The sequence below is a fragment of the Streptomyces sp. AC555_RSS877 genome (assembly GCF_019049245.1).
In the GTDB taxonomy this organism is placed as follows: domain Bacteria; phylum Actinomycetota; class Actinomycetes; order Streptomycetales; family Streptomycetaceae; genus Streptomyces.
Map to the genome: position 1 here is coordinate 187225 of NZ_JAGMUK010000018.1, position 13909 is coordinate 201133.

Here is a 13909-nt window from a genome sequence, read left to right on the forward strand (position 1 = left end):
GGGCGGTCGGGTGTGAGTGGGGTGCCGGCTTGCGGCACGACTGCCCGTGGGTTGACGGTGGCTGGGCGGTCGGATGCGAGTGGGGTGCCGGCGTGCGACGCGATTGCCGGCGGGCTGGCGGGCTGGGTTGTCCGTGGAGTGACGGGGTGCCGCCCGCGCCCGCCCGTACCGCCGTGCGGCGCGGTTGCCCGTGGGTTGGCGGGCTGGAGTGTCAGCGGCGCAGCAGGGCCCGGCGGGTGGCTCGGGCCAGCCGTACCGTCGGGCGGTGCGAGCGCGGTGCCGGTCCGGACCGCTCCAGCCACCACTCCCGCAGAGCCCGCCGCGCCGCCGCGTCCTGCGGGCGTCCGGCGAGCAGCAGGTGCTCGGCGAAGTCCAGGGCGTCACGGCGGTAGCCGCCGGTCATCGGGTGGCCGGGGGCGTAGGCGAGGAAGGCGGGACGGTAGGCGGTGCCGAGGATCCGCGGGAGTTCCGGGGCGACCTTGGCCACGACGTCCGCCCGCTTTCCGGCGAGGGCCCGGGCCTGTACGCCCAGCCGCACCCGGTCGAAGCCTTCCGGTACGGGAGTCCCCGCGACCAGCGCGGACAGCAGTGCCGTCTGGGGGAGGGCGAGGCGCTGGCGGGTGAGGTCGTCGGCGGCCGGAGCCGGCGCGGACAGGGCGTGGTCGGAGGGCGTCCGGGCGGGCGCGGCCTTCGCGCCGCCCTTCTCCAGGGCCTCCCCGATCGCCCTCAACTCCCTCTCCAGCTCTGCCGGTTCGGGGAAGTTCTCGTCCCGCTCCAGGAGAACCCCCGGCGGGGACACCCGGGACGCGAGGTCGGTCAGGATGTCCAGGACCGGGCGGGGGACGGGGTGGGCGTGACTGTCGTGCCAGACGCCGTCGCGTTCGAAGCCGCCGGCGACATGGACGTACGCGATGGCCTCCAACGGCAGTTCGGCGAACGCATCTGCCGGGTCCTCGCCGCGGTTGACGTGGTTGGTGTGCAGGTTCGCCACGTCGATCAGCAGGCGTACGCCGGTGCGGTCGGCCAGTTCGTACAGGAACTGTCCCTCGGTCATCTCCTCGCCGGGCCACGAGATGAGCGCGGCGATGTTCTCGACGGCGAGTGGCACCGGCAGCGCGTCCTGGGCGATACGGACGTTCTCGCACAGGACGTCGAGGGCGTCCCGGGTGCGCGGCACGGGCAGCAGGTGGCCGGCTTCCAGGCGCGGGGACGCCGTGAGCGGCCCGCCCGCCCGGACGAAGGCGATGTGCTCGGTGACCAGGGGCGAGCCCAGCGCCTGAGCGCGCTCGGCGAGGGCCGTCAGCCGCGCCTCGTCGGGGCGGTCCGCGCCGCCGAGGCCGAGCGAGACGCCGTGCGGGACCACCGTGACCCCGCGCTCGCGCAGCCGCAGCAGAGAGTCGGGGAGGTGTCCGGGGCACACGTTCTCGGCCACGACCTCGACCCAGTCGATGCCGGGCATGCGCTCGACGGCGTCCGCGATCTCGGGCCGCCAACCGATGCCCGTTCCCAGTCGCTTCATGGTCCCCTCCTCGGCTTCCTCCGGCTCCACGGAGCCGCCCCTCGGGCGTGACGGGGATATGGCCCCGCCACACGGACCCGAACCCCTTCGCCCGCTCCTTCAGAGCAACATTTGAGGTTCGGGACCGGTCTTTTGGCCATGCCGCGATCTGAACTCGGGTGGTGACGAGCAGGGTTGGTGATGGAGAAAATGTGAGAGTTCGGAGAATCATGACGGTGCATGAACCCGCGCCTCGGCGGCGCGGGCGCCCTCGGCTGGAGAGAACCGTCCGCTGGACAGCGGGCGGGGTCGCTCTGGCCATGGCCATCACCCTGCTGGACGTGGCGAGTTCGCCGGTGGCCGCGGCACCCCAAAGCGCTGACGCGCCGAAGAAGGCGACGGCGACCCAGGCGGCCGACATAGCCTCCGCCCGGGTCGCGGCGCGACTGTCCGGCAAGCGGGTGGAGGCGCTCTCCGAACGCACGGAGACGTCGACGACGTGGGTGAACAAGGACGGCAGCCTGACCTCGGAGTTCGCGGCCGGTCCGGTCCGGTTCCCGCCTTCGACCTCACCGTGAGCCGTACCGCCCACTCGCGCCGCCCCGAGGCCGGCGCGCAGCAGGAGGACCAGGCCGCGATCTTCGGATCGCAGTGGGTGTCGGGCTTCGAGGCGCAGCTGAACGAGTCGGAGTACACCCACCTGGAGAGGATCCCCGACACGGCCGTCAGCGTGGTCCTGGGCGACGACAGCCCGATCCATTTCACGGCCAACGCGGCCCGGACCGGCTGGATACCCGAGCCGGGCGCCGAGAAGATGGTGCTGAAGGGCAGCGTCAGCGGCACCTTCACCCTCTCCGACAGCTCCGGCACGGTGACCGAGTTCGCCAAGGCCGACCCGAAGGCCACCGCCTGGCAGGTCAAGAGCACCTTGTACGACGGGCTCTCCAACTCGACCACCACGGTCATGTCGGAGACGGTCACCGTGAACGAGAAGGCGCTGGCCCGGCCCACCCGGATCATTGCGCCGACCTCCGCCGCCACGGCGTCCGCCTGCGCGGCGGACCCGTCGACGAAGGGCTGCCGCCTGCTGGAGTACGTCTACGCGTCCTCCACGACGGCCACGTCCTCGGCGCTCGGGAACTTCAGCGGCCAGGTCCGTGAGATCCGGCTGTGGTCCACCGAGCCAGGAGCTTCCGCCGCCACGGCCAAGGCCGTGCAGGCGTACCAGTACGACGACGCCGGACGGCTTCGTCGCGCCTGGAACCCGCAGATCACCCCGTCCCTGGTGACCGAGTACGGCTACGACACCGCGGGGCGGATCACCTCTCTGACGCTCCCGGGGACTTCCGTGGACGTTCACCTACGGCAAGGCCGGCAACGACCCGGCGGCGGGCGAGGGCATGCTCCTGGTTCGCGAACACCCGACCGCCTGGCCGACGCCCAGCTGACCACCGTCGCCTACGACTGGGCGAAGGGCCTGCCCACGAAGGTCGTGCACAAGGCAGAACTGGCCGTGGACGATCTCGTGCGGGTGATCGCCTGTTTCCGCATCCGCATTCTGCGGACGGAATACGAGCACATCGTCGCGGCGGCCACGCAGCTCGACGCGTTGGACTCACTCGCCGAAGTCGGAGTCGACCGATTCGTCGCTGACTGAGACGCCTTACCGCGCGACACCGCGCGTGACGTCGGCCTCCGGGACCCCGCACGGGGCCTCGGAGGCCGACGTTGTCGTATGCGCGAAGGGGGTCAGTGCCGCAAGGCGCCGACGCGGTCGTAGCCCTCGACCGCGACCGTCAGCCCGGGGGCGATCTCGGTGAACCCCGCGTCCCGTACCAACGGCAGACCGCTCGTCGTCAGTTCGCCCCAGCGGCCGGGGTCGGCGGTGCGCACGGCCAGCGGGAAACCCGCGTCGCGCCATCCGGCCCGCTCCTCCTGCGACAGCTCCCACCAGGCGAGTTGGGCACCGTGTCCGGCCTGAGCCATCGCCTTGCCGGCCGACATGTCCAGGTCCGGGTTCATCCACAGCACGGGTACTCCGGCGTCTGCCTCCACCGGCGGTTCCGGATCGTCGAGATCGGTGCCGGAGACCTGGAGCCGGGCGAGGTCCTTGGGCCAGCCGTCCAACGGCACGGGCGGGAAGACCCGCACCTCGGCGGACCTGCCCGTGACGGTGACGCCGGGCAGCGCCTCGGCCCGCCGCCACTCGGCGCCGCGGGCCCGCCGCACGACCTTGCGGATCCGGGCGTCCTGCCATGCGTGGATCGCCTGCGCCCATTCCCCCTCCCCGAGGGACCGCTCGTCGCCGAGCATGACGAGCACGGCGCGGGCGGCGGTCTCCAGGGCGTCCGTGCGGGCCGGAGGGGCCCCTCGCTCGATACGGACGACGAGCGGCAGCACGTACTGCGGCGCGCTGTCGCGGGTGCCGGGCTCGGACCGGAAGGGGGTCTCGTTTTCGGGCGTCGACTCGTTGCTCACCCGTACAGTCTGCCAACCCGGACAGGGGAACCTACGCTGGACGTATGAGCGAGGACTACTGCACGATCCGCGAGGCGACGCCGCCGCCGAAGGCGGACGGCCCGCCGTACGCGGAGTGCGTGCTGTGCCAGAAGCCCACGGAGTATCCGGAGTCGTACAAGGGGATCACCCTGTGCGCGGTGTGCGAGTGGCAGGAGGCCCAGCGGACGGCCTGCTCGGGGTGAGCGCCGCGTCCCCGATCAGCTCGGACACCTTCACGAACCGGTATCCCCGCTTCCGCAGCTCGGGCACGACCGCCCGCACGGCCCGCTCGGTCGCCGGCGCCGCGCTGCGCGTGCAGTGCATGACGACGACCGACCCCGGCCGCACGCCCTCGAGCACCTGCCGGGTCACCGCCTCCGCGTCGGTGGCGAACGCGTCCCCGCTGACCACGTCCCACTGCACGGCCGTGATGCCGGCCGGCGTCAGCGCCTTCAGGGCCCGCCGGTCGTAGCACCCGCCGGGAAAACGGAAGTACGGCATCGGGTCCGGCACCCCGGCCCTGCGGAACGCGGCGTAGGCGCGTTCCACGTCCGCGCGCATCCGGTCCTCGGAGACGGTCGGCAGGCCGTAGCAGTCGTCGGTGAAGGCGTGGTGACTGTAGGAGTGGTTGGCGACCTCGAAGAGCGGGTCCCGGCCGATGGAGCGGGCCTGGGCCGGGTACTCCTCGGCCCACCGGCCCGTCATGAACACCGTCGCCGGCACGCTCAGCGCGCGCAGTGTCGCGATCAGCCGTGGATGGTCGAAGCGCTCGCCCGCCGCCGCCCGGGGCCCCTGGTCGGCCGTCATGTCGGCGTCGAAGGTGAGGGCGACGGTCTTGTCCGCGGTGCGGCGGGGGCCGTTCTCGAACACGGGCGTCAGACCGGCCGGGCCGGGCGCCAGCGTCGGGGGCCGGGAGGGGGCGGCCGATGGGGTGGCCGCGGAGGCGGAGACGGCGGGGCGGGGAGCCTGGAAGAGCTGGGAGGTGCCGCAGGCCGAGAGGGCGGCGCCGAGTGCGCAGGCGGCGGTGACGCGTCGTACCAGAGTGATCACCGTACGAAAGTATGGTGATCACTCTCGTGTCGGCGTCAGCGGCGCTGGAGTGTCACCCGCACAGCGCCTCGCCCGGTGCCCTGCTCAGATGTCCCGCTGCTCCAACGGCCGCGTCGCCGGTCCCTGGACCACCTTGCCGTCCGTGTCGAAGCGGGAGCCGTGGCAGGGGCACTCCCAGGCGCGCTCGGCGGCGTTGAACGCGACGAGGCAGCCCATGTGGGTGCAGCGCGGAGACAGGGCGTGCACATGGCCGCCCTCGTCCCGGTACACCGCGAGCCGCCCGCCCTCGGTGCGGACGACCGCGCCCTCGCCGCGCGGCAGCGCCTCGACCGGCGGCGGGGGCCGCAGCCGGTCGCCGACGAAGTGGCGCGCGACCTGCGCCTGGTGCTTCAGGAACGACGGGGCCTCGCGGACGGTCGAGCGCAGTCGGCGCGGGTCGTACAGCTCGCCCCACGCGCACTCCTGGCCGGTGATCAGTGCCGTGAGGAGGCGGCCCGCCATGATCCCGCCACTCATGCCCCAGCCGCCGAAACCGGTGGCGACATAGGTGTGGTGCGCGCCGGGGTGCATCGGGCCGACCAGCGGGACCGTGTCCGTGGGGTCGTTGTCCTGGGTGGCCCAGGCGTGCGTGAGGGTGACGTCGGGGAAGTGGTCGGCGGCCCAGTCGGCCAGGTGCTGGAAGCGGGCGCGGGTGTCACCGGTGCCGGGCTTGAAGTGCTCTCCGGTGACGACGAGCAGCCGGTCCTCGCCGTGCGGTGCCGTACGGACCGACCGCGTGCCCTCGTCCGGCGTGATGTACATGCCGTCCGGGTCCCGGTCGGCGCTCACGGTCCCGGCGACGACCAGCTCGCGGCGCGGGGAGAGCCGGGTGAACAGCAGGGCACGGTCGAAGACCGGGTAGTGCGTGGCGACCACGACGTCCCGGGCCCTCACCCGTGCCCCCGTGTCGGTGGTCAGCCGGCACGGCTGGCCCTCCTCCAGGCCCACGACCGTCGTGTGCTCGTACACCTGCGCGCCGCGGGCGACCAGGTCGTCCACGAGGGCCAGCAGGTACTTGCGGGGATGGAACTGCGCCTGTCCGGTGACCTTCACCGCGCCCGCCACGGGGAACGGCAGCCCGGTCTCCGTCACGAACGTGGCCGGCAGCCCCGCCTCCCGGGCGGCCGCGGCCTCGGCGCGCAGTTCGTCGATGCGGGCCGAGTCGCAGGCGTACGTGTAGGCGCTCCGGCGCTCCCAGTCGCAGTCGACGCCCAGCTCGTCCGCGATCTCCGCGGCCCGCTCGATCGCCTCGGACTGTGAGCGGGCGTACAACCGTGCCCCCTCGGCGCCGCGGGTGCGGCGCAGCCTGTCGTAGATCAAAGTGTGCAGGGCGGTGACCTTGGCGGTGGTGTGCCCGGTGACACCGGCGGCCACCCGGTCGGCCTCCAGCAGCGCCACGCGCCGCCCGGCCCGTGCCAGCTCCCACGCCGTGCTCAGCCCGGCGATTCCGGCGCCGATCACGGCCACGTCGACGTCCAGGTCCTCCGCGAGTGCGCGGTGGTCCGGGCCCGGCGCGGTCTCCAGCCAGTACGAGCCGCTGACATGCGGGTTCTCGGTCATGCGGGCCGGGTACCCCATCCCGCCCGGTTCACTGCGCGAGCAGCCGCCCGCGGGAGCGCGCCACGTCGAAGTCGGCCTTCGGATACTGCGGGTCCAGCTCCCGCAGATGCTCCAGGAGCAGCCGGCCCACGGCCCAGTTCCGGTACCACTTCTGGTCCGACGGGATCACGTACCAGGGGGCGTACGGCGTCGAGCAGAGCTCCAGGGCGATCCCGTACGCCTCCTGGTACGCGGGCCACAGCGCGCGGTCGTCGATGTCCGACGGGTCGAACTTCCAGTGCTTGTCCGGCCGGTCCAGGCGTTTGAGCAGACGGCGCCGCTGCTCGTCGTAGGAGATGTGCAGGAAGCACTTGATCACCGTCACGCCGTCGTCGGCGAGGGACTTCTCGAACTGGTTGATCTCGTCGTAGCGGCGGTTGATCTCGTCGCGCGGGACGAGTTCGCGGACGCGGGCGATCAGGACGTCCTCGTAGTGGGAGCGGTCGAAGATGCCCAGCTCGCCGGGGTGCGGCAGGGCCTTTCTGATGCGCCACAGGAAGGGGTGGGCCCGCTCCTCGGGAGTGGGCGCCTGGAACGCCCGAACGCGGCAGCCGGAGGGGTTGCAGAAGCCGATGACGTGCTTGACCGTGCCGCCCTTGCCGCTGGTGTCCATGCCCTGGAGAACCAGCAGCACCCGGCGCCGGTCGCCGGCGGTGCTCGCCGCCCACAGGCGTTCCTGCAGGTCGGCGAGGTCTTCGCCGATGCGGGTGGTGGCCGCTTTGCCCGCGGTCCTGTCCCCGGGGCCGAGAGGGACGGAGCCGGTGTCGTACGAGGACAGGTCGATCCGCTCGCCGCCCGGCACGCGCAGCAGCTCGCGGAGACCGGCCTTCCTTCCCTTGCGGGACCTCCGCCCGGAGTCCTTCTCGGCCACGGGGCACCCCTTCCGCTCGGCTACCTGCGCCACGGGCCCGTCACCGCGAACGTCGTCCCGGGTGTGTAGCAGTTGACGTACATCGTCTCGCCGTCCGGGGAGAAGGTCACTCCGGCGAACTCGCCCCACTCGGGTTCCTCGGGCGTGCCGATGTTCTGGCGGCCGCGGGCCATCGGGTAGACCTCGCCGCGCCGCGTGACACCGTAGACGTGCTGGGCGCCGTTGCCGTCCTCGCAGACCATCAGGCCGCCGCTGGGGGCGAGGCAGATGTTGTCCGGGGACTCCCCGGGGAGCTGGACGTCCGTGTCGGGGCCGAAGACGATCACGAGGGTCAGCCGGCGCTCGGACGGGTCGTAGCGCCAGATCTGCCCGAAGTGGTCGGCCGCCGAGCCCTCCGCGCTGCGCGCGAACGACGACACGAAGTACACCGACCGGCCGCCCCAGTAACAGCCCTCCAGCTTCTGCGCGTGTGTGACGCCCTTCGGGCCGAAGTCCTGGAGCCGGATGGGGGTTTCGGCGGCGAGCGGGTCCGGTACGTCCACCCACTCGACGCCGTCGAAGCAGGCGCCCGTCTCCTGGATGGAGGACAGGTCGGGTACGCCGGGCACGCGCATCGCCTGGAGCCGGCCGCCCGCGCGCAGCGAACCGAGGCCGCTCAACGGCTTCTCGGGCAGGAAGCGGTAGAAGAGGCCGAAGGGCTTGAGGAAGGCGTCCTCGGTCTCGTAGACGATGCCCCGCTTCGGGTCGACGGCGATCGCCTCGTGCTGGAAGCGGCCCATCGCGGTCAGCGGTACGGCACCGGAGCGGAGCGGATCGGCCGGATGGACCTCGAAGATGAAGCCGTGGTCCTTCGTGTAGCCGTTGGTGCCGGCCTTGTCCTCGTTCTCCTCGCAGGTCAGCCAGGTGCCCCAAGGGGTCGGCCCGCCCGCGCAGTTGACGGCCGTGCCGGCGATCGCGACCCGCTCGGACAGCACCCGGTTGCGGGAGTCCAGGGTCAGGGCCGTACAGCCGCCCTTGGCGGCCGGGTCGTACGTCAGGCCCTTGACGGTGGGGACGGCGAGGGTGGCGGTGTGGCGGTTCTCGTGGTTGCGGACCAGGTGGACCTGGTGGTGTCTGCCCGCGAAGGCCGACATTCCGTCGTGGTTGGAGGGGACCGTGCCCTCTCCGGAGCGCAGCGGGTCGCCCTCGCGGGAGAGGACCCGGTAGCGGAAACCTTTCGGCAGGTCGAGCAGGCCGTTCGGGTCGGGGACGAGCGGGCCGTAGCCGGTGTGGCCCAGGGACTGCGCGGCGGCGGTGCCCGTGAAGAGTTCGGAGAGGTTTCCGGCGAAGGCGATCGAGACGCCCAGGACGCCCGTGCGGGCGAGCATCTGACGACGTGTCGAGGAGGTGGCAGCGGTCTCGGACATGGGGGACGACCTTCCTGCTGGCGGACAGGAACCTGTGACCCCGCCGTGTCTATCACCAACCGACGGCCGCGGGAACCACGCGCGTAGAACGTGTCACGTCTCCGGAGGCCTCCGGATCGACTGCTCGGGCGGCGCCTGCTGTGCCCTCTCCAGGAAGCGCAGCAGCTCCACCGGGAACGGCAGCACCAGCGTCGAGTTCTTCTCGGCGGCGACCGCGACCACCGTCTGGAGCAGCCGCAGTTGCAGCGCGGCGGGCTGCTCCGACATCACCCCGGCGGCCTCGGCCAGCTTCTTCGACGCCTGGAGCTCGGCGTCCGCGTTGATGATCCGGGCCCGCCGCTCCCGGTCGGCCTCGGCCTGCCGGGCCATGGAGCGCTTCATGGTCTCGGGCAGCGAGACGTCCTTGATCTCGACCCGGTCGATGGTGACGCCCCACTCCACGGCCGGGCTGTCGATCATCAACTCCAGGCCCTGGTTGAGCTTTTCGCGGTTGGAGAGCAGGTCGTCCAGGTCGCTCTTGCCGATGATGGACCGCAGCGAGGTCTGCGCCATCTGAGAGACCGCGAACCGGTAGTCCTCGACCCTCACGAGCGCGTACGCGGCGTCGACCACCTTGAAGTAGACGACGGCGTCCACCCGCACGGTCACGTTGTCCCGGGTGATGCCCTCCTGGGCCGGCACCGGCAGCGTGACGATCTGCATGTTCACCTTGTGCAGCCGGTCCACGAACGGGACCACCAGGGTGAAGCCAGGCGACCGCACGTCCCCGGCGAGCCGCCCGAGCCGGAAGACCACTCCGCGCTCGTACTGCTTGACGACCCGCGCCGCCGCGGCGACGTAGACGATCCCCGCCGTACCGGCTGCGACGGCCACCGTCAACAGTTCCTGGAGCATCCCGACCTCCTCGTCGAGAGGTCCTCTCTGTCTGCTCCTGCAACGATATGCCCGGTGCCTGGTCCGGGGCCATGGGCGGCCCCGGACCAGGCACCGGGCGTTGTCAGGAGGCGGTGACCTTCACCGGTTCCGGCGTCGTCATCCGCACCGGTTCCGTGCCGACCGCGCTGTGCCGCTCGGCCCAGTTCTCCAGTGCCGTACGGCAGGCGTGGTCGAGGTGGTGCAGCCCGGACAGGTCCAGCTCGACCGGACGGTCCTGGGGCAGCGCCTCCAGGCTGTCGAGGATCTTCGGCAGCCTGAGGAAGGTCGCGTTGCCCGACAGGTACGCCTGGACCGGCCCGGCGCCCTTGTCGATGACCTCCAGCTTGATGTGCGAGGCCTCCCAGGCGGTCTTGACGACCGCCAGCGCGAGACCGATGAGCACACCCTCGAACATGCTGACCGCGACGATCGACACGGCGGTGACGACCAGGATCAGCGCCTCGCCGCGGTGCTCGCGCCACAGCGACACGATCTGCCGGACGGGGATGAGCTTGGCGCCGGCGTGCACCAGGATGCCCGCCAGGGCCGGGATCGGGATGTAGGCGAGGACGGACGGCAGCAGCGCCGCGAACAGCAGCAGCCACACGCCGTGCATGACCCGGGACGCCTTCGTCTTCGCGCCCGCCTGCACGTTCGCCGCGCTGCGTACGATCACCGCGGTCATCGGCAGCGCGCCGAGCACGCCGCAGATCGCGTTGCCGGTGCCCTGCGCGACCAGTTCCTTGTCGTACTCGGTGCGCGGCCCGTCGTGCAGCCGGTCCACGGCCGCCGCGCTGAACAGCGACTCGGCGGACGCGATCAGGGTGAACGCGACGATCGTGGAGATCAGGCCGAGGCTCGCGAGGCCGCCGAAGGCGTCCATCGACGGCGGCTGGATGGACCCCAGCAGCCCCTTCACCTCGACGGTGGCGACCGGCAGCGAGAACACCAGGGCGGCGAGGGTCGCCAGGCCCACGGCGGCGAGCGGTCCGGGGACCGTGCGCAGCTGCTTGGGCATCCGCTTCCACAGCACGAGCACGGCGATGGTGCCCGCGCCGAGGCCGAGCGAGGCCAGCGCCGCGGTGCTCTGGACGGCGTCGGCGAGGGCGCCGGGCAGTCCGGCTATTTTGCCGAGGCCGGAGGCCGGGGCCTTGGCGTTGGTGACGGAGTACAGCTGTCCGGCGATCAGGACGAGCCCGATGCCGGCCAGCATGCCCTCGACCACGGAGACCGAGATGGCCCGGAAGTAGCGCCCCAGCTTCAGGGCGCCCATGAGGATCTGGAGCACACCGGTCGCGAGGACGATGACCCCGAGCCCGGGAAGGCCGTACTCCTGGACGGCCTCGAAGACCAGCACCGTCAGACCGGCGGCCGGTCCGGAGACCTGGAGGCTGCTGCCCCGCATCAGGCCGGTGACGATACCGCCGACGATGCCGGTGACGAGCCCCAGCTCGGCCGGGACGCCGGAGGCGACGGCCACGCCGACGCACAGCGGGAGGGCGACGAGGAAGACGACGAGGGAGGCGGCGAAGTCCTGCCGCAGATGAGGGAACCTGCTTCGCTGTTCCATGGCGGGCCTCACAGGGCCCGGAAGGCGTCGGAGGACGCGTCATGGGTCAGGACGCACCCGGTGTGCACTTCGTAGTACCAGGCGTGCAGCGACAGCTGACCGTCCGCCAGCTTCTTGTCGATGAACGGGTACGAGCGCAGCCGCAGCACCTGCGTCAGGACGTGGTTCTGTACGCCCTCGGCCACGGTCGGGTCCTCGACCGCGCCCGAGGGACGCGGGGCAGCGTGCGTGAGCCAGTCGCGCACGGCCGGTACGGCGGTCAGGTCGTCGCCGCGGACCAGGGCGCCGACGGCACCGCAGTGCGAGTGACCGCAGACCACGATGTCCTTGACGCCGAGCACCTCCACCGCGTATTCGATGGTGGCCGCCTCGCTGGTGGGGTGCTCGGAGGCGTACGGCGGGACGATGTTGCCGGCGGTGCGCAGCTCGAAGAGCTCGCCGGGGCGGGCGCCCGTGATCAGTGCCGGGACGACCCGGGAATCGGAGCAGGTGATGAACAGGACCTGCGGAGACTGGCCTTCGGCCAGCCTGGCGAACTCCTCAGGGCGCTGTCCGAACGTGCGGGCGTTGTCGATGAGGGGCTGCATGTGTGGTGACTCCTCCTGGCGCGCCAAAGGCGCGTCGGGCTTACATGACAGAGGTGGGGGGAGAGAGCTGCTCTGCTGTCAGCAGCGGAAGACCTGAAGTGCTGCCGGGGAATGGGCTGTCGAGGGTCTCGACAGCCGGAAGGCACCGGGTACGCCGGATGTGCGTACGGCCGCCGGATCCTGAGCCAGCAGCGGGCGCTCGGGCCCCTCAGGGGCGAAGTCGACGGCGCGGTGCCGGTCGCGGCTGCGCAGGGGACCGGTCGGGTCCCCGGCGGGGTCGCACTGGCGGTGTGTTGCGGACTCGTCGCGCAGAGCTTTGCCGGAGGGTTTGGTTCCGGGCTGGGCTTTGGCCTCTGCGTGACGGACTGTGTGCGCGGATGCGAAGGACGCGGTCGGTGCGAAGAACTGGAGGGCGAACAGGGCGACGGCCAGCGTCGCCAGCACGGTGCGTACCGTCGTGCCTCGCAACATGCGCCTCCCTCCGGGCAGTTCCACGTCTCTAGTCCGTACCAACGGTTGGTCAATGACTGGTCAAGAAACACATTAACCCTGCAAAGTTGTTTGCAGGGTTAACTTAACGTTTCGACCTGAAGAGAGGCTGAAGCGTGCGGGGTTGTTGGCGGGAACCGGCTCTTGATCTTGAAGAGTCGGTGGGCTAGAGCGGGCTCTAGGAGGGCTCGACCAGGCCCTTGGCGTCCCGGGCCAGCGCGGTGAGGCGGGAGATCGCCCGGAAGTACTTCTTGCGGTAGCCCCCGTTCAGCATCTCCTCGCTGAAAAGCCGGTCGAAGGGCAGCCCGGAGGCCAGGACCGGGACTTCGCGGTCGTAGAGCCGGTCCGCGAGCACGACGAGCCTGAGGGCCGTCGACTGGTCGGGAACCGGCCGGACGTCGGTGAGGCAGACCGCCTTCAGATCGTCCGTCAGGGCGCCGTAGCGGCTGGGGTGGACGCGGGCGAGATGGTCCAGGAGCTGTGGGAAGCCGTCGAGCGAGGCGCCCGGCGTGCGGTGCGCGGCCCGGGTGACCTGCTCGTCGGTGAACGGCGCCGGTGCCTCGGGCAGGCCGCGGTGGCGGTAGTCCTCGCCGTCGATGCGCAGGGCGCGGAAGTGCGCGGACAGGCCCTGTATCTCGCGCAGGAAGTCCGCCGAGGCGAACCGGCCCTCGCCGAGCTTGCCCGGCAGGGTGTTGGAGGTGGCGGCGAGGGCGACGCCCGCGTCCACGAGCTTGCCGAGCAGGGTGGAGACGAGGACGGTGTCGCCGGGGTCGTCCAGCTCGAACTCGTCGATGCACAGCAGACGGTGACCGGAAAGGGTCTGCACCGTCTTCTGGAAGCCGAGGGCGCCGACCAGGTTCGTCAGCTCCACGAAGGTGCCGAACGCCTTGAGCTCGGGCTCGGCCGGGGTGGCGTGCCAGAGGGAGGCGAGCAGGTGGGTCTTGCCGACGCCGTAGCCGCCGTCGAGGTAGACACCACGCGGCCCGGCCGGGGTCTGCGGGGCCTTGCTCCTCCCCAGGCCCAGGAAACCGCGCCTGACCTTCCCGGCGCCGGAGGCGTGCGCCCCGCCGAGCCCGGCGGCGAAGCCCTCGAGGACCCGCACGGCCTCGGTCTGGCTGGGCTGGTTCGGGTCCGGGATGTACGTCCCGAAGCGCACCGAGTCGAACCGGGGCGGCGGCACCATCTCGGCGACCAGCCGGTCCGCGGGGACATGCGGCTCACGGTCGCACAGGGACAGCGGGGCGGCATCGGCTGTCGGACCGAATCCGGACGCGGCGGGGGAGGTAGGCACGGTTACCCATGCTAGGGCCTGCCCGGGGGGTAGAGGCGGGCCGGGTGGGCGGGGGTGGGACGAGGGTGGTGAGGCAGGGGTGCGGGGCCCCTGGG

Annotated in this window: 14 protein-coding genes and 1 pseudogene; 4 read left to right on the plus strand and 11 right to left on the minus strand. The window is 71.7% G+C overall.

Annotated elements, in window-relative coordinates; translation table 11 throughout:
• Nucleotides 1–211: 211 nt before the first annotated feature.
• Nucleotides 212–1519, minus strand: a complete 1308-nt coding sequence (locus KUM49_RS08905) for a DUF692 domain-containing protein (RefSeq protein WP_217236180.1) — start codon at nt 1517–1519, stop codon at nt 212–214.
• Between the two features lie 299 nt (nt 1520–1818).
• On the opposite strand from KUM49_RS08905, the gene KUM49_RS08910 reads away from it, so the two are divergent.
• From KUM49_RS08910 to KUM49_RS08920, 3 genes and pseudogenes are all read left to right on the plus strand, one after another.
• Complete coding sequence (locus KUM49_RS08910) at nt 1819–2076, plus strand: hypothetical protein (protein WP_217236181.1); 258 nt, start codon at nt 1819–1821, stop codon at nt 2074–2076.
• A pseudogene (locus KUM49_RS08915) lies at nt 2058–2907 on the plus strand (RHS repeat domain-containing protein); the annotation flags it as partial. The gene KUM49_RS08910 and the pseudogene KUM49_RS08915, both read left to right, overlap by 19 nt.
• 104 nt (nt 2908–3011) lie before the next feature.
• Nucleotides 3012–3155: a hypothetical protein gene (locus tag KUM49_RS08920; RefSeq protein ID WP_217236182.1), complete on the plus strand. Its 144-nt coding sequence runs from the start codon at nt 3012–3014 to the stop codon at nt 3153–3155.
• A gap of 92 nt (nt 3156–3247) precedes the next feature.
• Here the strand turns inward: KUM49_RS08920 and KUM49_RS08925 are convergent, their stop codons facing one another.
• Nucleotides 3248–3976 carry a peptidyl-tRNA hydrolase gene (locus KUM49_RS08925; RefSeq protein WP_217236183.1) on the minus strand — a complete coding sequence of 243 codons (729 nt, stop codon included), beginning with the start codon at nt 3974–3976 and terminating at the stop codon, nt 3248–3250.
• Nucleotides 3977–4020: 44 nt separating this feature from the next.
• Between KUM49_RS08925 and KUM49_RS08930 the strand changes: the two genes are divergently transcribed.
• Nucleotides 4021–4200, plus strand: a complete 180-nt coding sequence (locus KUM49_RS08930) for a hypothetical protein (protein ID WP_217236184.1) — start codon at nt 4021–4023, stop codon at nt 4198–4200.
• Here KUM49_RS08930 and KUM49_RS08935 read toward each other — a convergent pair.
• The 9 genes from KUM49_RS08935 to zapE all read right to left on the minus strand — a co-directional run bounded on the left by KUM49_RS08935 (nt 4142) and on the right by zapE (nt 13814).
• Nucleotides 4142–5047 (minus strand): polysaccharide deacetylase family protein, encoded by a 906-nt coding sequence (locus KUM49_RS08935; protein ID WP_217236185.1) that lies wholly within the window; start codon nt 5045–5047, stop codon nt 4142–4144. The two genes, KUM49_RS08930 and KUM49_RS08935, sit on opposite strands and share 59 nt — an antisense overlap.
• A gap of 84 nt (nt 5048–5131) precedes the next feature.
• Nucleotides 5132–6646, minus strand: a complete 1515-nt coding sequence (locus tag KUM49_RS08940; RefSeq protein ID WP_217236186.1) for an FAD-dependent oxidoreductase — start codon at nt 6644–6646, stop codon at nt 5132–5134.
• Nucleotides 6647–6674: 28 nt separating this feature from the next.
• Nucleotides 6675–7556: a PPK2 family polyphosphate kinase gene (locus KUM49_RS08945; protein WP_217236187.1), complete on the minus strand. Its 882-nt coding sequence runs from the start codon at nt 7554–7556 to the stop codon at nt 6675–6677.
• 20 nt (nt 7557–7576) lie between these two features.
• Nucleotides 7577–8962 carry a PhoX family protein gene (locus KUM49_RS08950; protein WP_217236188.1) on the minus strand — a complete coding sequence of 462 codons (1386 nt, stop codon included), beginning with the start codon at nt 8960–8962 and terminating at the stop codon, nt 7577–7579.
• 93 nt (nt 8963–9055) lie between these two features.
• Nucleotides 9056–9856: a slipin family protein gene (locus KUM49_RS08955; RefSeq protein WP_217236189.1), complete on the minus strand. Its 801-nt coding sequence runs from the start codon at nt 9854–9856 to the stop codon at nt 9056–9058.
• A gap of 103 nt (nt 9857–9959) precedes the next feature.
• Nucleotides 9960–11447: a SulP family inorganic anion transporter gene (locus KUM49_RS08960; protein ID WP_217236190.1), complete on the minus strand. Its 1488-nt coding sequence runs from the start codon at nt 11445–11447 to the stop codon at nt 9960–9962.
• 8 nt (nt 11448–11455) lie between these two features.
• Nucleotides 11456–12034, minus strand: coding sequence for a carbonic anhydrase (locus KUM49_RS08965; protein ID WP_217236191.1), 579 nt, complete (start codon nt 12032–12034; stop codon nt 11456–11458).
• Nucleotides 12035–12112: 78 nt separating this feature from the next.
• Nucleotides 12113–12505, minus strand: a complete 393-nt coding sequence (locus KUM49_RS08970) for a hypothetical protein (protein ID WP_217236192.1) — start codon at nt 12503–12505, stop codon at nt 12113–12115.
• A gap of 196 nt (nt 12506–12701) precedes the next feature.
• Complete coding sequence (gene zapE / locus KUM49_RS08975) at nt 12702–13814, minus strand: cell division protein ZapE (RefSeq protein WP_217236193.1); 1113 nt, start codon at nt 13812–13814, stop codon at nt 12702–12704.
• Between the last annotated feature and the right edge of the window lie 95 nt (nt 13815–13909).

Excerpts from the sequence above, each read along its gene's own strand:
- KUM49_RS08940 (WP_217236186.1), bottom strand. The coding sequence starts at position 6,646 with ATGACCGAGAACCCGCATGTCAGCGGCTCGTACTGGCTGGAGACCGCG.
- KUM49_RS08955 (WP_217236189.1), bottom strand. The coding sequence starts at position 9,856 with ATGCTCCAGGAACTGTTGACGGTGGCCGTCGCAGCCGGTACGGCGGGG.
- KUM49_RS08970 (WP_217236192.1), bottom strand. The coding sequence starts at position 12,505 with ATGTTGCGAGGCACGACGGTACGCACCGTGCTGGCGACGCTGGCCGTC.
- KUM49_RS08950 (WP_217236188.1), bottom strand. The coding sequence starts at position 8,962 with ATGTCCGAGACCGCTGCCACCTCCTCGACACGTCGTCAGATGCTCGCC.
- KUM49_RS08910 (WP_217236181.1), top strand. The coding sequence starts at position 1,819 with ATGGCCATCACCCTGCTGGACGTGGCGAGTTCGCCGGTGGCCGCGGCA.
- KUM49_RS08930 (WP_217236184.1), top strand. The coding sequence starts at position 4,021 with ATGAGCGAGGACTACTGCACGATCCGCGAGGCGACGCCGCCGCCGAAG.
- KUM49_RS08905 (WP_217236180.1), bottom strand. The coding sequence starts at position 1,519 with ATGAAGCGACTGGGAACGGGCATCGGTTGGCGGCCCGAGATCGCGGAC.
- KUM49_RS08960 (WP_217236190.1), bottom strand. The coding sequence starts at position 11,447 with ATGGAACAGCGAAGCAGGTTCCCTCATCTGCGGCAGGACTTCGCCGCC.
- KUM49_RS08965 (WP_217236191.1), bottom strand. The coding sequence starts at position 12,034 with ATGCAGCCCCTCATCGACAACGCCCGCACGTTCGGACAGCGCCCTGAG.